Annotated in this window: 20 protein-coding genes and 1 other RNA gene; 15 read left to right on the forward strand and 6 right to left on the reverse strand. The window is 38.5% G+C overall.

All coding sequences use genetic code 11. The features are described from left to right. Nucleotides 1-175: 175 nt before the first annotated feature. The 5 genes from N7603_RS04750 to N7603_RS04770 all read left to right on the forward strand — a co-directional run bounded on the left by N7603_RS04750 (nt 176) and on the right by N7603_RS04770 (nt 4,059). A complete protein-coding gene (locus N7603_RS04750; protein ID WP_262096217.1) occupies nt 176-403 on the forward strand; it encodes a PadR family transcriptional regulator in 228 nt (75 codons plus the stop codon). 94 nt (nt 404-497) lie between these two features. Further along, complete coding sequence (locus tag N7603_RS04755; protein WP_262096218.1) at nt 498-1,703, forward strand: MFS transporter; 1,206 nt, start codon at nt 498-500, stop codon at nt 1,701-1,703. Then, complete coding sequence (gene chrA, locus N7603_RS04760; RefSeq protein ID WP_262096219.1) at nt 1,704-2,885, forward strand: chromate efflux transporter; 1,182 nt, start codon at nt 1,704-1,706, stop codon at nt 2,883-2,885. A gap of 21 nt (nt 2,886-2,906) precedes the next feature. Next, the gene (locus N7603_RS04765) at nt 2,907-3,272 is read left to right on the forward strand and encodes a YkvA family protein (protein ID WP_262096220.1); all 366 of its coding nucleotides are present in this window, start codon (nt 2,907-2,909) and stop codon (nt 3,270-3,272) included. 94 nt (nt 3,273-3,366) lie between these two features. Beyond that, complete coding sequence (locus N7603_RS04770; protein WP_262096221.1) at nt 3,367-4,059, forward strand: DsbA family oxidoreductase; 693 nt, start codon at nt 3,367-3,369, stop codon at nt 4,057-4,059. A gap of 698 nt (nt 4,060-4,757) precedes the next feature. Here N7603_RS04770 and N7603_RS04775 read toward each other — a convergent pair. The 6 genes from N7603_RS04775 to N7603_RS04800 form a co-directional block, all read right to left on the reverse strand. Continuing rightward, on the reverse strand, nt 4,758-5,588 hold the full coding sequence (locus tag N7603_RS04775; RefSeq protein ID WP_262096222.1) for a hypothetical protein: 831 nt from the start codon (nt 5,586-5,588) through the stop codon (nt 4,758-4,760). Nucleotides 5,589-5,700: 112 nt separating this feature from the next. After that, nucleotides 5,701-5,850 (reverse strand): hypothetical protein, encoded by a 150-nt coding sequence (locus tag N7603_RS04780; RefSeq protein WP_262096223.1) that lies wholly within the window; start codon nt 5,848-5,850, stop codon nt 5,701-5,703. A gap of 67 nt (nt 5,851-5,917) precedes the next feature. Then, nucleotides 5,918-6,079 carry a hypothetical protein gene (locus N7603_RS04785; protein WP_262096224.1) on the reverse strand — a complete coding sequence of 54 codons (162 nt, stop codon included), beginning with the start codon at nt 6,077-6,079 and terminating at the stop codon, nt 5,918-5,920. A gap of 105 nt (nt 6,080-6,184) precedes the next feature. Further along, nucleotides 6,185-6,613, reverse strand: a complete 429-nt coding sequence (locus tag N7603_RS04790; protein WP_262096225.1) for a hypothetical protein — start codon at nt 6,611-6,613, stop codon at nt 6,185-6,187. A gap of 268 nt (nt 6,614-6,881) precedes the next feature. Next, nucleotides 6,882-7,228, reverse strand: a transfer-messenger RNA (tmRNA) gene (gene ssrA / locus N7603_RS04795). A 35-nt stretch (nt 7,229-7,263) separates the two neighbouring features. Continuing rightward, the gene (locus N7603_RS04800; protein WP_262096226.1) at nt 7,264-7,971 is read right to left on the reverse strand and encodes a DNA alkylation repair protein; all 708 of its coding nucleotides are present in this window, start codon (nt 7,969-7,971) and stop codon (nt 7,264-7,266) included. Nucleotides 7,972-8,231: 260 nt separating this feature from the next. Between N7603_RS04800 and N7603_RS04805 the strand changes: the two genes are divergently transcribed. The 10 genes from N7603_RS04805 (at nt 8,232) to recN (ending at nt 18,207) form a co-directional block, all read left to right on the forward strand. Continuing rightward, a complete protein-coding gene (locus tag N7603_RS04805) occupies nt 8,232-9,290 on the forward strand; it encodes an ABC transporter ATP-binding protein (protein WP_262096227.1) in 1,059 nt (352 codons plus the stop codon). Nucleotides 9,291-9,292: 2 nt separating this feature from the next. Beyond that, nucleotides 9,293-10,111 carry an ABC transporter permease gene (locus tag N7603_RS04810; protein ID WP_262096228.1) on the forward strand — a complete coding sequence of 273 codons (819 nt, stop codon included), beginning with the start codon at nt 9,293-9,295 and terminating at the stop codon, nt 10,109-10,111. Then, nucleotides 10,108-10,893 (forward strand): ABC transporter permease, encoded by a 786-nt coding sequence (locus N7603_RS04815; RefSeq protein WP_262096230.1) that lies wholly within the window; start codon nt 10,108-10,110, stop codon nt 10,891-10,893. Before N7603_RS04810 ends, N7603_RS04815 begins: the two co-directional genes overlap by 4 nt. Next, the gene (locus tag N7603_RS04820) at nt 10,894-11,970 is read left to right on the forward strand and encodes an ABC transporter substrate-binding protein (RefSeq protein ID WP_262096231.1); all 1,077 of its coding nucleotides are present in this window, start codon (nt 10,894-10,896) and stop codon (nt 11,968-11,970) included. Nucleotides 11,971-12,075: 105 nt separating this feature from the next. Continuing rightward, the gene (nusB, locus tag N7603_RS04825; RefSeq protein WP_262096232.1) at nt 12,076-12,444 is read left to right on the forward strand and encodes a transcription antitermination factor NusB; all 369 of its coding nucleotides are present in this window, start codon (nt 12,076-12,078) and stop codon (nt 12,442-12,444) included. Nucleotides 12,445-12,448: 4 nt separating this feature from the next. Next, nucleotides 12,449-13,798: an exodeoxyribonuclease VII large subunit gene (xseA, locus tag N7603_RS04830; RefSeq protein WP_262096233.1), complete on the forward strand. Its 1,350-nt coding sequence runs from the start codon at nt 12,449-12,451 to the stop codon at nt 13,796-13,798. Continuing rightward, the gene (gene xseB, locus N7603_RS04835; RefSeq protein ID WP_262096234.1) at nt 13,789-13,998 is read left to right on the forward strand and encodes an exodeoxyribonuclease VII small subunit; all 210 of its coding nucleotides are present in this window, start codon (nt 13,789-13,791) and stop codon (nt 13,996-13,998) included. Before xseA ends, xseB begins: the two co-directional genes overlap by 10 nt. A gap of 9 nt (nt 13,999-14,007) precedes the next feature. Further along, the gene (gene dxs / locus N7603_RS04840) at nt 14,008-15,843 is read left to right on the forward strand and encodes a 1-deoxy-D-xylulose-5-phosphate synthase (RefSeq protein ID WP_262096235.1); all 1,836 of its coding nucleotides are present in this window, start codon (nt 14,008-14,010) and stop codon (nt 15,841-15,843) included. Continuing rightward, nucleotides 15,840-16,532: a TlyA family RNA methyltransferase gene (locus N7603_RS04845; RefSeq protein WP_262096236.1), complete on the forward strand. Its 693-nt coding sequence runs from the start codon at nt 15,840-15,842 to the stop codon at nt 16,530-16,532. The genes dxs and N7603_RS04845 overlap by 4 nt, the downstream gene beginning before the upstream one ends. A 13-nt stretch (nt 16,533-16,545) precedes the next feature. Next, complete coding sequence (gene recN / locus N7603_RS04850; protein ID WP_262096237.1) at nt 16,546-18,207, forward strand: DNA repair protein RecN; 1,662 nt, start codon at nt 16,546-16,548, stop codon at nt 18,205-18,207. Nucleotide 18,208 lies beyond the last annotated feature (1 nt).

Below are 18,208 nucleotides of genomic sequence, written 5' to 3' on the forward strand. Positions count from 1 at the left end.
GTTTGAGTTCATTCTAGCATATAGTTAACGGATATGAAATAACTAAGAGTATATATTTATGAAATGTTATTCGTTTTAAAATCAAAAAAAATACCCTAAGCTCTACTTTTTGACATGGATCTAATCTTATAATATAATGATATCATAAATTGATATGATGAAAGGTGGGCTCACTATGAACAGTCGTTATGAAAAGAAACTGTATCTTGGATTTTTAAATATGCATATTCTCTACCACGCTTCGAAAGAACCCATTTATGGGGTTTGGATGATTGAAGAACTCAATCACCACGGTTACCATGTGGGACCTTCTCATATTTATCCAATTCTAAAAGAAATGGTTAAAGAAGGGCTACTTGAGGTTTATGAAAATTCCGAATCAGGTAGAATGCGTAAGTATTAACAGATTACCGAAAGAGGTAAAAAGGTATTAAACGCCTTAAATGCTAAACTGAAGGAATTAACTGGAGAAGTTAGAAAGAAAGAAGCCAACTAACATGACAAAAGAACCGATTGTAAAAAAAGCATTTTTGTTCTTACTACTCTTAGGATTCATTAGCCTCTTATCTGACTTTACCCACGAAGGAGCGAGAAGTATATACGGTCCTTACTTAGGTCTATTAGGCGTATCCGCCTTTATGGTTTCATTCACCTCAGGCTTAGGTGAATTCGTCGGACAAGCGTTTCGGTTAATCACAGGTCCAATCGCAGATAAAACCAAGAAGTATTGGTTGATGATGTTTATTGGATACGCCCTCAATTTGTTGGTGATACCATTACTCATGTTCGTTCAGCCTAACATCTATGTAGTCGCGATTATCCTCATATTATTAGAACGTGTGGGTAAAGGGATTCGTGCACCGGCTAAAAGTGCACTCACATCCTTTACAACCCCACATTTAGGGGCAGGTAAATCTTTCGCAATCCAAGAAGCGATGGATCAGTTCGGTGCGTTTCTAGGTCCAATCTTCGTCTTTACAGTTTTAAACTTAAATAAAGGCAGCGAACTCAATGGGTATCAGCTCGCCTTTGGTTTATTAGGCATCTTCGCTATCTTGACCTTACTCATTTTGGTGATTGCGAGAGTGAAGTATCCAAAACCAGATGCGTTTGAAAAACAAACCGAGAAGAAGACGATTAAAGGGAACAAAGCCTTTATTTACTATATGGTTGGGATCGCGCTTATCGGGTTCGGGTTTATCGATTACCCAGTGCTTGCGTTTCATATGAGCCAAGTGATTTTAATCGATGTCACCTGGGTACCTTTACTCTACGCATTGGCCATGGGTGTAGACGCGATTGCGGCATTATTCTTTGGATTCCTTTATGATAAAAAGGGTTTGTTATCCTTAATTTTAGCCATCAGTATATCCCTATGGTCAGCCCCAGTATTTTTTCTCATTTCAAACGAAATAGGTCTTATTCTAGGTGTCATCCTATGGGGCATCGGCATGGGCGCTCAAGAATCGATATTAAAAGCAGTCATTTCGAATTTAGTATCTAAAGACAAACGCGCGACCGCTTATGGGATTTTCTATACCGTATTTGGTGTAGCTTGGTTTTTAGGTTCAATGGTCGTTGGCGCTCTTTATGAAGTTAATATATTATATATTGTTTTACTGTCAAGCTTCATTGAAGCATCAGCCGTTATATTACTCATTATCTTTAACAAAAAATATCCAACATTAAAAGGTGGCATTTAAATGGAACACACACATAAAGTAAAATGGTCAACATTCTTAAAGGATGTATTCTTATGTTCAATTGGATCGTACGGTGGACCAGAAGCCCATTATGGGATTTTCTCATCGATTCTGGTTGATAAGAGGCAATACATTAAAGAAGAAGAACTCACGGAAATGATTGGGCTTTATGCACTAGTCCCAGGACCGAGCAGTTCTCAAACGATTACAGCGATAGGGTATTACGTTGGGGGACCAATCCTCGCGTTATTAACGTTCTTGGTTTGGGCATTACCAGCGATTCTAACAATGAGTTTGATTGGAGTATTCTTTAGTCAAATCGATAAGAACGAATCGTGGAAACCGATCATTACATTCTTACCGGCGGTTGCTGTCGCGTTCATCATTTATGCAGCCTTTACATTATCTAAAAAAGTCTTAAAGAAACGTCAAGACTGGATTCTATATAGCCTGATGTTGATTGTGGGACTTACATTGGTGTCCTATTCGATGTGGGTCGTACCTTTAATGTTAGTTATGGGTGGTCTCATTTGTCTACTCCCCCATTGGAAAGATCGAAAACCAACCGAGATTAAATTAAAGCCAAGATGGTGGGTTTTAGGGATTGTAGTTGGTTTAGCTTTATTCAATGAAGGGTTAAGAATTTGGATTACAGCACCCTGGGTCACACTCTATACATCCTTCTACCGATATGGGTATTCCGTAATTGGCGGCGGACAAATCGTTATCCCTTTAATGATTCAAGATTTGGTGGAGTCGCAGTCTTTAATCTCACTACACGATTTTCTTTCTGGGTACGCCATTGACCAAGCGATTCCGGGGCCGCTCTTTAGTTTCGCAGCCTTTGTCAGTTCAAGGTCATTCGCCGATACCGGCTTCGCATTCCTCGCCGGAATCATTGGTGGACTGAGCATTTTCTTACCAGGCATTTTACTCATATTCTTTATATTCCCACTTTGGCGTAACGCACGCAAGATGGTGTTGATGAAACACTTCTTAAAAGGGGTGACTGTGGTCGCGGCGAGTCTCATCTTAATGACCGCGATTACACAGTCGATTAAGTTACCCGTCGATTTTATCGTCTATGGGGTAGTATTGGTGTCTACTTTAATGTTATTATCTAAAAAGGTACCAGCACCACTCATTGTCATCCTCGCAGCGGCATTTGGATTCTTAGTATAAAACTAAGTTTAAGGAGACCCTATGGGCTTAAAAGAACGTGCAAAACAACTTAAAGTCGATATTCCAGCGGTGTTCATCGCCTTAAAAGCGAAAGAAACCCCATTTCTAGCTAAAATATTTGCTGGACTGACTGTCCTCTACGCACTTTCTCCCATCGATTTGATTCCAGATTTCATTCCTTTTTTTGGGATGCTAGATGACCTCATTTTGTTACCCCTATTCATCACACTTACAATCAAATGGATTCCCAAGGCTCAATTCGAACTATACCGGGAACAATCCCGTAATTTATGGTTAGGTGGTAGACCTAAAAAGTGGTATTATGCCCTACCATTTGTCTTGGTTTGGGTTCTCTTGATTACCCTCATTCTAAGATTAATTTTCTAAAATAGCGGCTCATTGTGAGCCGTTTTATTATAAGCAAATAACCGTATGAAAACAAATACCTTTGATATAATCCTAGTACAAAGTAGGTGAAATGATGATAATCGAAATATGGTCTGACTATGTATGCCCATTTTGTTATATCGGAAAACGAAAACTTGAAAAAGCCTTAGAGAACTATACAGGCGATTATGAAATTGTGTATAAGGCGTATCAACTGGATCCGAATGCAAAAACAGAAGCACAGTTATCGACCAACGACGTTTTAGCAAAAAAATACAACCTCACTCCTGAAAAAGTGAGACAAATGAATGAAAGTGTGAGACAGCACGCGCTAACCGTCGGATTACACTATAAGTTTGATGGGATGCATTATCCAAACACTTTCAACGCGCACCGTTTAGTCAGTTATGCAAAAACAAAAGGCTTGGATCAAGCACTATCTGAACGTTTATTTAAAGCTCACTTCATTGAAGGGCTCAATATCGGTTTAAATGAAACACTTCTAGAACTTGCTTCAGATATTGGTTTAAATGACGTAGAAGCCGTCCTTAATTCAAACGCTTATACAGAAGCAGTTCAAACCGATATTAAAGAAGCAAGAGAGATTCAAATCCAAGGTGTACCATTCTTCGTATTTAACCGTAAATACGCCATTTCTGGAGCTCAACCTTTGGAAGTATTTGAAAACACCATTCAAAAAATCATCTCAGAACAACCTAAAAAATCCCCATTTCAAACCTTAGGCGACCAAGGAAATGTCTGTGGCGATGACGGCTGTGAACGTTAATAAAAAGTCTAGCGATTGCTAGGCTTTTTTCGTTCTTAGAAGGGTTGATTCAAACAGGTTTTGAACTGATATCAAAAACATGTACTTAGTGTAAACTAGAATATATGCAGGAGGCAACCAATGAAAGAAAAAGAGAAAAAGCACCCTAAAGGTGCAATTTCTTCGCTTTATAAGGCTGTTTTATGCCTTAATCAAAGATTATTTTGGTGTCTCTATAGACTAAAAAGGTAGTGTTTTTTAGCCTAGCAATAACGTAACAGCAAGTTAAAGTCCGTTTTTGAGTAAATAAGGGTAACTGTGGGTACTGGTGCGTAAATAGTGGAAAAACAGGTTGTTTTTTTTACTGGTAGTTAGAGGACGTTTTTGGGTAAATAACGGGAAAATCAGGAAAATAGTTGCCTATTCATTCAAGAAAATGTTTATAAACTTAATTTTCAATTTCAAAAAGAATATCAAATTTAAGTTTACTAAATAGCATTACTGAGTCTTCACTTTCACTAGGAGAATTTAGTTTCTGCAATGAATTATCAAAACATGTCTTCAAATCGCAAATCTCAATTTTGATTGTAAGTGGAATGATTAGAATTTCATTTTTTATATTTGATACTTTGCAATTAAGTGTTTCAGCAATACTTCTCTTAAATAACTCGTTCAAATCATTTCTTATTCTCTTAACATTCTTTGAAGAATACAATATTTTACTTGACTGTGATTTCGCAACTTACACCGTCAAAATCAACTATTACTTTACCTGACTTTATTCCTCTTATAACCGCAGAAGGGGCCCCCCCGTAATTCGTTGATTCAAAAATAGCAATCGTGGAGTCTGAAATGTTCCATACTGGCGGAATTATGCTAATTAAGTCTCTATCTGGCATTACACTCTTGATTGTAGACAATCTTGATAAAGTATCTATCGCTTTAATTACCTCGAAGTATCCTTCAGATGTTAACTCTAAGTAGAGCCATCCGTTATCCCTCTCCACAACCGACTTTAGGTCAACATGCGGAAAATCTGCAACTGTATAGGTTTTACTTATCATAGGTTTTATTAGAAAACCCTCACGGTTAAAAGGTTGGACATAGTAATCAATATTCCCTTTTGCTTCTAATATCAATGTTTCACCAACTGCGATAGTATCTTTCACTTTATCTATGTGTCGGTTATCAACAGTATCAAAAGGTAAATCACGGCTCTTTCTTGCATGACTTATCCTTGAGTCTTTATTCAAAAGATCAATAAAGTCTTGCTGTTTTTCTGATCCGTTATCTTCTAAAACAAAGAGAAGTTCAAGTGGTGTTGAAGCATCTATTTGCTTTTGTACAACATAGACTTTTTCAAAACTAAGTGAACCGAATGCAGCTTCAACATTATTTATTATTTCGGTTACATGACCAGCTTTAACGTAAGCATAAATCGCATTTTCATTTGTCCATTCAAAAGTTTCGCGCTCTTCAAGTTGATTGCAAGCCGCTAACGAAAATAGTAGTAACACCCCTATCATTAACCCCATAGTTTTTTTGACCATTCTTAAAATTCCTCCTTATTATCTAATCTTTTTTATGCTTTTTTCTCCTAGATTGCTCTTTCGTTTTCATTTTCAATTCCAAAACTAATTGTTCCCTTCTAAATTCTCATAACTAACTTTTTGTATCAAAGCTTGTTATATTTTTAATGTCGCTTTTTGCAACCACAACAATAAAAGAAGCAAAACCCTCCGCATCAAACATCTCATCGCCGTAATGCTGCCCTACAAGATATATTTTCAGGTTGTCGCCTACTATTTGCATATCATCCAACACATATGAAACGCTAACGCCTGGTGTAATAGCAAAATGAAGAATAAATATCTTATTCTTAAAAAAACTCAACACCAAAATCCATCCATCTGTTAGGTTCTACTGATAGCCATTCATTTCCCGCAAGTAGTGTCGTTAACGCTTCTGCCGATTTTATTATAATCGACAAATTTTTGCCAACTTCAAAAGACATTGATACTTCCTCAAATGAAATGCTCACTCTAACCTCCTTTGACACTCCGTCAAAAAAAGTGTAAATGCAGATATCACCAAGATAAAAACTTGTTTATAAACCTTTTCATGAGTAATTTTATTTTTTGTTAAGCTAATTTTTCGTATATCGTGTGCGATTTTGTATCGATAAAGTTGCTAGAATTACTATGTATAGTGCTATTACAAAAAATAACAACACTAGCAAAATTGATGAGTTTGCTACATAGTTTGTATTCTTAAATAATAAAATCGTAAGTACTATTTCTAAAATGATTGCTAAAACAAGTGTTACTATTAAAATAAACCCCCACCACTTCTTTTTGGGAGCCAAATAATTAAGAACCGCAACAGTAACAAAAACTGCACCAAGAACCATCGCAATCGCTGTCCATGCCTGGAATGCTTCGAGTTCTGGTATAAAAACAGTCATTATCGGCGGTACAAAGGTTGTATAAAAAACTATTCCTGCAACTAATCTGAACACACCCGCTATAATTGCCATTGTCGCAAGTTTCAAGTCAAATTTTTTGATCATTTTCACAAACCCTCTTTATTCTTCGATTTATTTTTATGATTTTTTATCCTATGTTGTTATTACATTTTAATTATATAGGTAAACCGTTGTTTTTGCCAATGTTATCATAAAAAAACAAGCGAATCGATTGACTTTTATATACTTTTTGCGTTTACAAATATTTTTTTGAAGATTAATGTATAAAGTCATTTTCCACAATATAACGAAAAAGCACCATATAGGTGCAATTTCTTCGCTTTATAAGGCTGTTTTATGCCTTAATCAAAGATTATTTTGGTGGAGATGAGGGGAGTTGAACCCCTGTGCATGATTTTTCCTGTGATACTTTCTACATGTTTAGTCAATCAGTTGTTTTCATCAAGTAATCATAGATTGACATATTATGACTTGACTAACCTTGTTAGTTCGTTTAGTTGCTTAAGGTGGCAACAACTAAATATATCTTACTGTTTTGTGCCTTAGACTAAGTCGTAAGAAAACCTAGCGTTGGCTCGCACTTTTTCTTAAGCAGCGAATTGTAAATTTTGGTTTCCGGTTATTAATAACCTCGGTGTTTTTACTTGCACAACCAAGACATGCTTATATCACATTTAAAACCCTGACGAATCCAAGAACATCCCCATGCGCATACATTATATATGAAATGCTTAAGTAAATCAAGATTGATGTATTTTCGCAACCCTTGAATACTTAGCATTATCCTTGTAACGAATAAGGTAATCGGTAGCGCTTTGGATGTTGCAGCTATTCTTGGCTTTAAGCGGTAAAATATAGCCAATTTTAGCTGCGACTTCATACGCTTTTTCTACTAATTTAGGTACGTGTAAGCCTGCCATAACGACGGCGTTATTCATCGCGTTTTGAATGGTCAAGGGCTTATTGATGATGGTATTACTGATACGGTCTAACCAAGTCAAACTGAGTTTTATATCGATTTCATCCAAAGGGGCTTGTCTAAAGTAAGTCGACAGTAATGAAAAGAATCCATATTCTAAATTGGGGGATAGGCTATCCGATAAGGTACTGAGTAGTTCTTGATAGTTTGGTACATCAAAAAAGAAGTGTGAAATACCTTGGTCAATGATGACACTTTGATGCGCATCCTCAATCCAAGTAAGAACTAGATTTGGGTCTACCGTTTTAGGGTCTACAAGTAGGGTAGAAAGCAGTTTGGTCTCAAAATAGTTTAGTTCAAACCACGCTTTCGCATCCAGATTACTCATCGGTAATTTCTGTCCAAATGCGCGAATATCGCCCATTTTTATCCCTAAGTATTCAAAGGGTTTTGGATCTTTTAACAAACGTTTTAAAGTGCCTTCATCCTTTTTAGATGAGAATTCTTGAAACAATTTTTCGATAGACATTAGACACACCACCTATAGAATAATCATATCATAACTTGGTTTTGATTATGGATATTGAACATCCCTTTTGAACCTGTTTTGAAATATTTTTAGTTAATGAGTTGACAAACGATTCGATTACTATATAATAGTATTGAATTTGGTTTATTATTGCTTAACCCAAAGTTTAAATATACTAAACTTTCGCGACAGATAGATAAAAATCTTCACAGGTTGGAATTTCTCTGTTAAAACTCATAATGGCATATTGGGGGTATTTTATGAATAAACTGATTGAATTAAAGGGGATCACCAAGGCATTTGGAGGTCAAGTGGTATTAAAAGGGATTGATTTAGACATTTATGAAAATGAGTTCGTCACCCTGTTAGGCCCTTCGGGTTGTGGAAAAACGACCACACTTCGCATCATTGGCGGGTTTGAAAAACCGTCCTCTGGCGAAGTGTTATTTAATGGTGTATCCGTGGCGGATCTTCCGCCACACAAACGTCCAACCAATACCGTATTTCAGCGATACGCTTTATTTCCACATCTAGACGTTTTTGAAAACGTCGCATTTGGATTACGATTAAAAAAAGAATATCAAAAGATGCCTAAAGGTGAACGTGAGGCATTGATTCAAGAAAAAGTCACGAAGTACTTACAAATGGTCGGTTTAGTCGGCTATGAAAATAGAAGTGTCAATAAAATGTCTGGGGGACAACAACAACGCGTCGCGATTGCGAGAGCGCTCATCAATGAACCACAAGTGTTGTTATTAGATGAACCGCTAGCGGCTTTAGACCTTAAGCTCCGTCAGGAGATGCAATACGAATTGAAACAAATTCAACTTAATGCGGGCATTACATTCATCTTCGTCACCCACGACCAAGAAGAAGCTCTTACGATGAGCGATAAGATTGTCGTCATGAATGAAGGGGAAATCCTTCAAGTGGGTACCCCTGAGGATATTTATAATGAACCAAGCAGCCGCTTTGTTGCGGGATTCATTGGGGAATCGAATATCATTGAAGGGATTATGAAAGATGACTATCTTGTATCCTTTGACGGTAAAGACTACGAATGTGTTGACTATGGCTTTAAGAAAAACGAAATTGTCGATGTCGTTTTAAGACCCGAAGACTTAGACATTGTTGAACCTGGTCAAGGGTTCATCGATGGGGTTGTCGACTCGATTATATTTAAAGGGGTACACTACGAGATTGACGTAAAAGCGTCTGACCGCATCTTTACGATTCATACCATTAAATACCACGCGGAAGGTTCTAATGTGTCGATTGTATTTGATAAAGAAGATGTCCATGTCATGGAAAAGTGGTAATCATGCAAAAAAAGGTATTTAAAAACAAACTCAGTTTTAGGGACTTGAACCTCATGGGTAGCCCTTATTATGTTGTCTTGTTATTCTTAATCATCATTCCGCTGATTTTAATTCTGTTTTACGCGTTTACTGAACGCGTAAACGACTTATTTATCGCATTTTCATTTAAATATTTTAGCCAGTTTTTGAGTGAACCCTCCTTTATAAAGACCATGGTGGATTCCATTCGATTGGCTGTGTACACGACTTTGGTTACACTATCGATTGGCTACCCAACGGCCTACTTCATCACAAAGTTTAAAAAACGTACACAAGCGCTTTGGATCTTAATACTGACCGCTCCGATGTGGGTGAATATGTTATTGAGAACGCTCGCTTGGAAACAAATTTTTGAAATGTTGAATCCAGATTTATTAGGCACCGATTTCGCCATCATCACAGGGATGGTCTATGTGTTCTTACCATTTATGGTGTTACCGATTTATACCGTGTTATCCAAAATCGATCCAAAACTTTACGAGGCCGCAGACGATTTAGGAGCGAATAAGTTTCAAACGTTCTTAAAAGTGACGTTACCACTATCCATTTCTGGGGTATTATCCGGGATTACGATGGTTTTACTTCCAGCAGCAACCACGTTAGTGATACCAAAATATTTAGGTAAAAATCGTTACTTGATTGGAAATTTAATTGAAGACCGCTTCCTAACTGCAGGAAACTGGGGGTATGGGTCTGCTATCGCAATAATATTATCCATCGTCATCATGGCGATGGTCATACTCACTAAAAAACTCGATCGTAATAAGGGGGCACAAGAATGAACATCCTCAAAAAGATTGGGTCTAAAGCCTTCATCGTTACGATTCTAGCCTTTTGTTACGCACCGATTTTATCGTTAGTGATTTTCTCTTTTAATGAGAATAAGAGTTTAACCAATTGGGGTGGGTTTTCCTTCAAATGGTATGAAAAACTGTTTGACTCGACAGACATCATGACAGCGGTCATCATGACACTGCTGATTGCTATACTCGCTACCCTGATATCTGTATTTATTGGAACACTGGCTGCGATATCTTTATCGAAATCCAAAAAGGTATTTAAAGATATCATTATGGGTGTGAACAATATACCGATTGTCAACCCAGAAATTGTTACAGCGGTAGGGTTGTTGTTGCTATTTGTATCTTTCCAAATCGACCGTGGCTACACAACGATGTTACTTGCACACGTGGCGTTTTGTACACCCTATGTAATCATTACAGTTTATCCAAAAGTAAAAAGTTTAGACCCGAACCTCGCTGAAGCAGCGAACGACTTAGGGGCGACACCGGTTCAAGCGCTTTGGTTGGTGGTATTCCCACAAATCAAAGTTGCGATCTTCGCAGCGGCAGCGATCGCGTTTACGATGAGTTTTGACGACTTTGTCATCTCGTATTTCACCGCTGGGTCCGCAACCAATATTAGTATTTATTTATACACATTAAGACGTGGGGTAGAACCGACCATCAATGCGCTATCGACAATCATCATCTTAATCATTGGTGTGATTGTCACATACCGCTATTTAAAATCAAATAATGAACAAGTAAAGGAGATTGAATAAATGAAAAAAACGCTCGTTTTAGCTTTAATGGGCTTAGTGACTCTAGCCCTCACAGGGTGTGGGGTCGTAAGAAGCATAACTTGTATCAACAAAGAAAAATTAGCCCTATTCAACTGGGGAGAATATATTGACCCTGAAATCATCAAAGGTTTTGAAGAAGAATACGATGTGTGTGTCAATATGTCGACATTCGCTTCGAATGAATCTGCGATCACCAAAATGAAGACAGAATCGTTTGATTTAGTCGTTCCAAGTGATTACGCGATTGAACAAATGGTTTCGGAAGACTTAATCCAAACGATTGATTGGAATCAAATCGAAGGCTTCGATCAAACCACGGACTTAGCACCAGGTTTGGTATCTATTTTAGATGAACTCGATTTCGAATTGCTCAATTATGGCGTACCATACTTCTGGGGAAATGTCGGGATTTTATACAACAAAGATGTTGTGTCAAAATCTCAATTAGAAACCTTAGAATGGGAAGTATTCAAATCCAATGACTATGAGATTGCATTCTACGATTCTGCTCGTGATGGCTTTATGGTCGCGTTAAAGAATTTAGGTTATTCCATGAACACATCCAATCAAACAGAACTCAATGAAGCTGAAAACTGGTTGATGGATTTAGCGAGAAAAAACAATGTAGTATTCTTAACCGATGAAATCTTAGATGATATGGTTTCGCTTACCTACGATTTAGCCCTTACCTATTCAGGGGACGCAATCTATTTGATGAGTGAACAAGAAAAACTCGATTTCTTCGTCCCAAGTAGCGGTACGAACGTATGGGTCGATGCCTTAGTCATTCCTAAGAATGCGAAAAATGTTGATCTTGCTTATGCCTTTATTAACTACGTATTATCGTATGAATCCGCAACCCTCAACACCGAATACGTAATGTATTCAACCCCACGTAAAGATGTTTATGAAGCGATGATTTCTGAAGACTCTGATTTCTACGCTTATAAGAATGCCTATGAAGTTCAAATTCACGCGAATGACGAAGTGTTTCGTTACGTACCTGTAACTAAAGCCTTTGTTTCAGATGCATGGGCGAGAATTCGCGCAATCTAAACTAAACCTTAAAAGGGACAGTCACTAAAGTGACGTCCTTTTTTTGAGTTTGAATTTATTAATTCACATACTTATGGTAAAATGGAAAAGAATTGAGGTTTACTTATGCAAACAAGACACGAAATTAGAATCGAAACCATGACATTTTTATATCAACAAGACCTAAGAGGCGATATCGTTGTTGAAGAGTTTAAAGAATCCTACGATACCTACCAAGCGGTCTTAGCCCATTTAGCTGAAATTGACCAAATGATTTCATCGACGTTGGTGAACTATACCTTAGAAAGACTCTCGTTTGTAGACCGCGCCATCATCCGTTTGGCTGTTTATGAAATGATGTATACCGATACACCAAAATCGATCGTCATCAACGAAGCGATCAAACTCACCAAAGCCTACTCCAATTTGGATGATGAAAAACAATCCGCATTTACCAACCGATTATTAGACAATATTGCTAAACGATTAGGGTGATTCTATGCAAGACATCCGTTATTTGACGGTTACGGCTTTAACCAAATACATCAAACAGATTCTCGAAAATGACAAGCACCTAGGCCAGATTTATATCAAGGGTGAGATTTCCAACTTGACCAAACACAGCCGTGGTCATTTTTACTTTACACTGAAGGATGAGGGCGCTCAAATTCGCGTTACAATGTTTTCTAACTACGTAAAAAACCTAAACTTCAGTCCAAAAGATGGGGATAAGGTTCGTCTATTTGGTTCAATCTCGTTATACGAAGCAGGCGGGTCTTACGCCATTAATGCCTATACCTTAGAACAAGACGGAATTGGTAGTTTATATTTAGCCTATGAGAAACTCAAAAAGTCTTTAAACGACTTAGGCTATTTTGACCCAAAACGTAAAAAAGCCATCCCGAATTATCCCAAAGCAATCGGTGTGATTACCTCACCAACCGGGGCAGCCATCCGTGACATCATTCATACCATCGAAAGACGTTACCCATCCGCAACCCTTTACTTATACCCAGCTTTAGTTCAAGGGGAAGAAGCGAAGTATTCGATTGAAAAACAAATTCAAAAAGCAAACAAAGACCAACTTGTCGATGTCCTCATCGTTGGACGTGGGGGTGGGTCGATTGAAGATCTCTGGGCATTTAATGAAATGCCTGTCATCGAAGCGATTTTACAATCAAAGATTCCAATCATTTCCGCAGTAGGACACGAAACCGACTTCACACTAGCAGACTTTGTCTCAGACTTAAGAGCACCAACCCCGACCGCGGCTGGTGAACTCTCCACCCCAAGTAAAGATACGTTACTCGAACTCGTTTCAGGGTATCGAAATCAACTTGAAGTCTATACCCGTAAACACATTGAACAACAAAAAACACGACTCGTTCATTTAGATGAAAGACTCGCATCCAAAGCCCCAATGGCACTCATTAAACAGCTGTATGAACGTTATCAAAACGCGAACAAGCAATTAGAAGGTTCGATGGAACGTCTACTTTCAGGGAAAAAACACCAGTTTGATTTACTCAATCAACGACTTCAAGACTACGATATTCAAACACTGATAGCCTATAAAGTCGAAAAAACAACGCAATTAGCCAATAATTTAACTCAAAACTACGAACGCTTAAGGGTTAAGAAAGAAGACCAGTTCCAACTTTTACTTCAAGCTTTAAAACACCAAAATCCATTATCGCTGATGGATAAAGGGTATACCTATACGACAAAAAATCAAAAACGCATAGAATCCGTGACCGATATTGAGGTTGGGGATGCCATTGAAACCACCCTGAAGGATGGGAAACTCACTTCAGTGGTAAAAAATAAGGAGACACACACATGGAAATGACATTTGAACAAGCCATTCAAGCTTTAGAAAAAACCGTTAAAGCACTCGAAAACAAAGACATCGCTTTGGATGAAGCCGTTAAACTTTATAACGAAGGCTTGAAATTATCCAAAATCTGTTACGAATTATTGACACAATCTGAAAAATTGGTCGTGAAAACCATGACCGAGAACGGACCAGAAGATTTCAAACTAGAATAAGAGGTTATCATGAAACTTACCGATATCAAAAGCCCCAAAGACATCCAATCGATGTCGATCAAAGAACTCGAAACACTGTCTGCGGAAATCAGACATTTTTTGGTCGATTCGATCAGTAAAACTGGGGGACACCTCGCCTCGAATCTCGGTGCGGTAGAATTATCGATTGCGTTACACTATGTCTTCGATTCCCCCAACGATCAATTCATTTTTGATGTTGGGCACCAATCGTATACCCATAAAATTCTAACGGGTAGAGCAGACCAATTTGATACCTTAAGACAACACAATGGCCTTTCAGGTTATATCAACTATAAAGAATCTATCCACGATGTGTGGGAATCTGGACACGCGGGCACGGCAGTCTCTGCTTTACATGGCATCTTAAAAGCGAAACAGCTCAAAGGAGAATCCGGCACAGCCATCGCCTTAGTTGGAGATGGGTCCATTACCTCTGGGATGAGCTTTGAAGCTTTGAATTTATTAGGGTCAGACCATACTCTAAAAGGCATCGTCATTTTAAACGATAACAACATGTCGATATCTAAAAACGTTGGAGCTCTATCGAAAGTTTTGACCGCCTTACGCGGTAACCGCTTCTTCATGAAACTTAGAAATGGAATCGCGAAAATTATGCCCAATTTAATTGCGCGTATTTACCGTCGTTTAAAACGTGCGGTCAAAGCGCTATTTCAATCGGGTAATATTTTTGAAGAACTCGGTTATGCTTACATCGGTCCGATTGACGGGAACGATTTAAAAACCGTCATTAAGACCTTAAATCAAGCGAAAAAAATGAAAAAGAGCGTGGTGATTCACGCCGTAACTGAAAAAGGAAAAGGCTATGAAATCGCAGCCGCAGATGATAACGGCAAATTCCATGGGGTATCCTCGTTTGATAAAAACACAGGCGCTCCAGTGAAAACCAACCACAATGGGATGAAATCCTTCAGTGAAGTCATCAGCGAAGCGATGATCCACTACCAAAAAATCGAAAAAACATTCGTGATTATGCCAGCGATGCTGGTGGGTACGAAGTTTGAAAAGTTCTATCAACAATTTCCAGACCGCTTAATCGATGTCGGGATTGCAGAAGAACACGCCGCAACCATGGCGGGTGCGATGGCACGAAATGGGGTTTCAGTATTCTTACCCCTTTACGCAACCTTCACGCAGCGTGCTTATGATCAAATCATGAACGACATTGCGAGACCTGATACAAAAGTCATTTTCGGAATCGACCGTGCTGGGTTTGTTGGCGATGACGGGTCTACCCACCAAGGGTTGTTTGACGTTTCAATTTTTCACTCGATGCCAAACGTCGTTATCACGATGCCTTATGACGCTCAAGAAGCGTTTAATCTCATTCGATATGGCTATAGTCAAACCCACCCATTCGTCATTCGTTACCCACGTTTAGAAACCCACTTTGATCCAGCTAATCCACCGAAGTTTGAACTGATTACTCCGACCTGGACAGTATTTAGCGAAGGCGATGAACAAGTCTGGATCAGCTATGGTCCGGGACTTGATTTACTCTTAAAAGCGAAACAGGCTATAGGCATCAACGCGAGAATCCTCAATGCGAGATTCATCCGTCCAATCGATGAAGTGATGTTAAAAGAATCGCTTGAACTCAATACCAAAGTCTTTGTATATGAGGAAGCATTTGGTTCGGGGACGTTATATCACCACATCTTAGAATTCGCGATGAAACATCAGTTTGTTAACAAGATTGGTTCGATGTCTGTTAAAGACGTCATACATCACGGAACACGCGAACACAATCAAAAAGATGCGGGTATTGATTTAGACCATTTGATAGAAACCCTTAAGACCTTATGAGACTCGATCACTATATGGTAGAAGCGTACCAAAAGACACGCTCACAAGTTCAAGACTTAATCAAACAAGGCAAAGTGATGGTTGGTAATCAAATTATCACGAAGACCGGATATGAACTCAAAGACGAAGTGGTGATCCTCATTGAAGATAACCGCTATGTCTCACGTGGTGGTTTAAAACTACTAGACGCGATTACCGCGTTTCAACTCGATTTTAAAGATGTAGTCGTCTGTGATATCGGTTCATCGACAGGTGGGTTTACCGATTGTGCTTTACAACACGGGGCTAAGAAGGTGTATGCCTACGATGTTGGATCTAATCAGATGCATGACAGTCTAAGACATGACCCGAGAGTGATCCTCCACGAACAAACAAATATCCTTTCCGTCACATTACCGACAGATATCCAAATTTATACAGTCGATGTTTCATTCACATCGGTTAAACCAATATTAAATTACTTACAAACTCAAACAGGCACCTTCATCATCTTGGTGAAACCCCAATTTGAAGTTGGACCTGAATTCATTAAAGATGGGATCGTGAAAGACCCTAAAAAGCAAAAAGACGCACTCGATGGTATTATCAGTTATGCCAAACATTTAGGCTTTATCATAAAAGCCCATAAGACTTCAGATCTCTTAGGTAAAATGGGCAACCAAGAATTCTTACTGTACGCAACCAAGTAAAGGGGAATCGTCTATGTTACAAACGCTTAAAATCGAAAATCTCGCCATCATCGAAGACTTATCGGTCACGTTTCATCCAAACATGACCGCCCTAACCGGACAAACTGGTGCGGGGAAGAGCTTGTTGATTGACTCATTAAAACTCTTATTCGGTGCGAGAGCGGACGCAGACCTCATCCGTTATGGCTCAGATTCCGCCACCGTAGTGGGGGTTTTTAGCGATATTCGTAAACCTTTAGCCGACTACTTAAAAACATTGGACATCGACTCAAACCAACTCGTGATCAAACGCGAAATGAGCCGATCGAATAAAAACCAAATCAGTGTGAATCAAAAGCCGATTACACTTTCCGAACTCAAACGCATTGCGTTTTTCTTAGGCGATATTCATGAACAACATGATATCTCAAAACTATTAGACCCTAAACTCCAATTATCCTTGATTGACCAAATGGACCCCGATGGGATTTTACCCTTATTCAATCAATACCTTTTAAGCAAAGAACAGTATTTATCTCAGCTTAAAAAATACGAACACGCTCAAAAAGAACAATCGAATAAAAAAGAACAATTAGAACGACTAAAAGAAGAACAGGACGAACTTTCTAAGTTTGGATTAAACCCTACTGAAGTAAGTGAACTCAATGAGAAAATCGAAAAGCTTTCTCATGAGGAAAAAATTGTCACAAGGGTATCAAGAGCCTATGAAATCCTTGATGAACTCTATCAAAAAGGGGACCTCTATGAGGCCTCAGACTTATTATCTGAAATCAAAGTCTACGATGCGTTATACGCGACAGGTTCAGATTCATTAAAGAATGTATATTACGAACTCGAAGGCTTGAGAAGTGATTTAAAGAAGAGTTTAGATATTTTTGAATACCGATCTGAATTTGAACTTGATACCCTTCAAGAACGAGCTCATGAAATCACTCTAATTGAGAAGAAATATAAGAGGTCTATACCTGAACTCATCGAGTATTTAAAAGAAATCAGCGAACAGATTTTAATGACCGAAGACTATGAAGGTTATCTAAAATCACTCAAAGCCGAGTTAGATCAAAAATATAAACTCGTTCTAGACGCTGGAATGAAACTCCACCAAGCGAGACTCAAACTCTCGAAAAAATTAGAATCAGAAATCATCGATGAACTTCAAAACTTGGATTTGGAAAAAGTCCGTTTTGAAATTCATTTTGAACCAAAGACTACGCCGGTAACCCTTTATGAAGATGGCTTAGACATCGTCAATTTTTACATCGGCCTAAACCAAGGGGAGCCGTTAAAACCACTATATAAAACCGCCTCTGGTGGCGAACTATCGCGCTTTATGCTCGCCCTTAAAATCGTATTCGCGAAATTCCAATCTTTAGGTTTGGTTGTTTTCGATGAAATCGACATGGGGATTTCTGGGAAAACCGCTTCGAAGGTTGCGAATCGAATCCACGCTTTAAGCAGTCAAACCCAAGTCTTAACCATTACCCATTTAGCTCAGGTCGCTGCCAAAGCCGATCACCATTATCACATCCTAAAGAAAATAAAAGATAACCGTACGGTTACCCAAATTGATATACTCACCGAAGAAAAACGCATCGAAATCATCGCGGAAATGTTATCTGGTGAACGTATGGATAGTTATGCGATTCAACATGCGAAAGCCCTATTAGAGAAATAAA

This window comes from Paracholeplasma vituli (genome assembly GCF_025446935.1).
GTDB lineage: Bacteria > Bacillota_I > Bacilli_A > Acholeplasmatales > UBA5453 > Paracholeplasma > Paracholeplasma vituli.

Coding starts and splice junctions, on each gene's coding strand:
- N7603_RS04750 (WP_262096217.1), top strand. CDS start 176: ATGAACAGTCGTTATGAAAAGAAACTGTATCTTGGATTTTTAAATATG.
- N7603_RS04755 (WP_262096218.1), top strand. CDS start 498: ATGACAAAAGAACCGATTGTAAAAAAAGCATTTTTGTTCTTACTACTC.
- chrA (WP_262096219.1), top strand. CDS start 1,704: ATGGAACACACACATAAAGTAAAATGGTCAACATTCTTAAAGGATGTA.
- N7603_RS04765 (WP_262096220.1), top strand. CDS start 2,907: ATGGGCTTAAAAGAACGTGCAAAACAACTTAAAGTCGATATTCCAGCG.
- N7603_RS04770 (WP_262096221.1), top strand. CDS start 3,367: ATGATAATCGAAATATGGTCTGACTATGTATGCCCATTTTGTTATATC.
- N7603_RS04775 (WP_262096222.1), bottom strand. CDS start 5,588: ATGGTCAAAAAAACTATGGGGTTAATGATAGGGGTGTTACTACTATTT.
- N7603_RS04780 (WP_262096223.1), bottom strand. CDS start 5,850: ATGCAAATAGTAGGCGACAACCTGAAAATATATCTTGTAGGGCAGCAT.
- N7603_RS04800 (WP_262096226.1), bottom strand. CDS start 7,971: ATGTCTATCGAAAAATTGTTTCAAGAATTCTCATCTAAAAAGGATGAA.
- N7603_RS04805 (WP_262096227.1), top strand. CDS start 8,232: ATGAATAAACTGATTGAATTAAAGGGGATCACCAAGGCATTTGGAGGT.
- N7603_RS04810 (WP_262096228.1), top strand. CDS start 9,293: ATGCAAAAAAAGGTATTTAAAAACAAACTCAGTTTTAGGGACTTGAAC.
- N7603_RS04815 (WP_262096230.1), top strand. CDS start 10,108: ATGAACATCCTCAAAAAGATTGGGTCTAAAGCCTTCATCGTTACGATT.
- N7603_RS04820 (WP_262096231.1), top strand. CDS start 10,894: ATGAAAAAAACGCTCGTTTTAGCTTTAATGGGCTTAGTGACTCTAGCC.
- nusB (WP_262096232.1), top strand. CDS start 12,076: ATGCAAACAAGACACGAAATTAGAATCGAAACCATGACATTTTTATAT.
- xseA (WP_262096233.1), top strand. CDS start 12,449: ATGCAAGACATCCGTTATTTGACGGTTACGGCTTTAACCAAATACATC.
- xseB (WP_262096234.1), top strand. CDS start 13,789: ATGGAAATGACATTTGAACAAGCCATTCAAGCTTTAGAAAAAACCGTT.
- dxs (WP_262096235.1), top strand. CDS start 14,008: ATGAAACTTACCGATATCAAAAGCCCCAAAGACATCCAATCGATGTCG.
- N7603_RS04845 (WP_262096236.1), top strand. CDS start 15,840: ATGAGACTCGATCACTATATGGTAGAAGCGTACCAAAAGACACGCTCA.
- recN (WP_262096237.1), top strand. CDS start 16,546: ATGTTACAAACGCTTAAAATCGAAAATCTCGCCATCATCGAAGACTTA.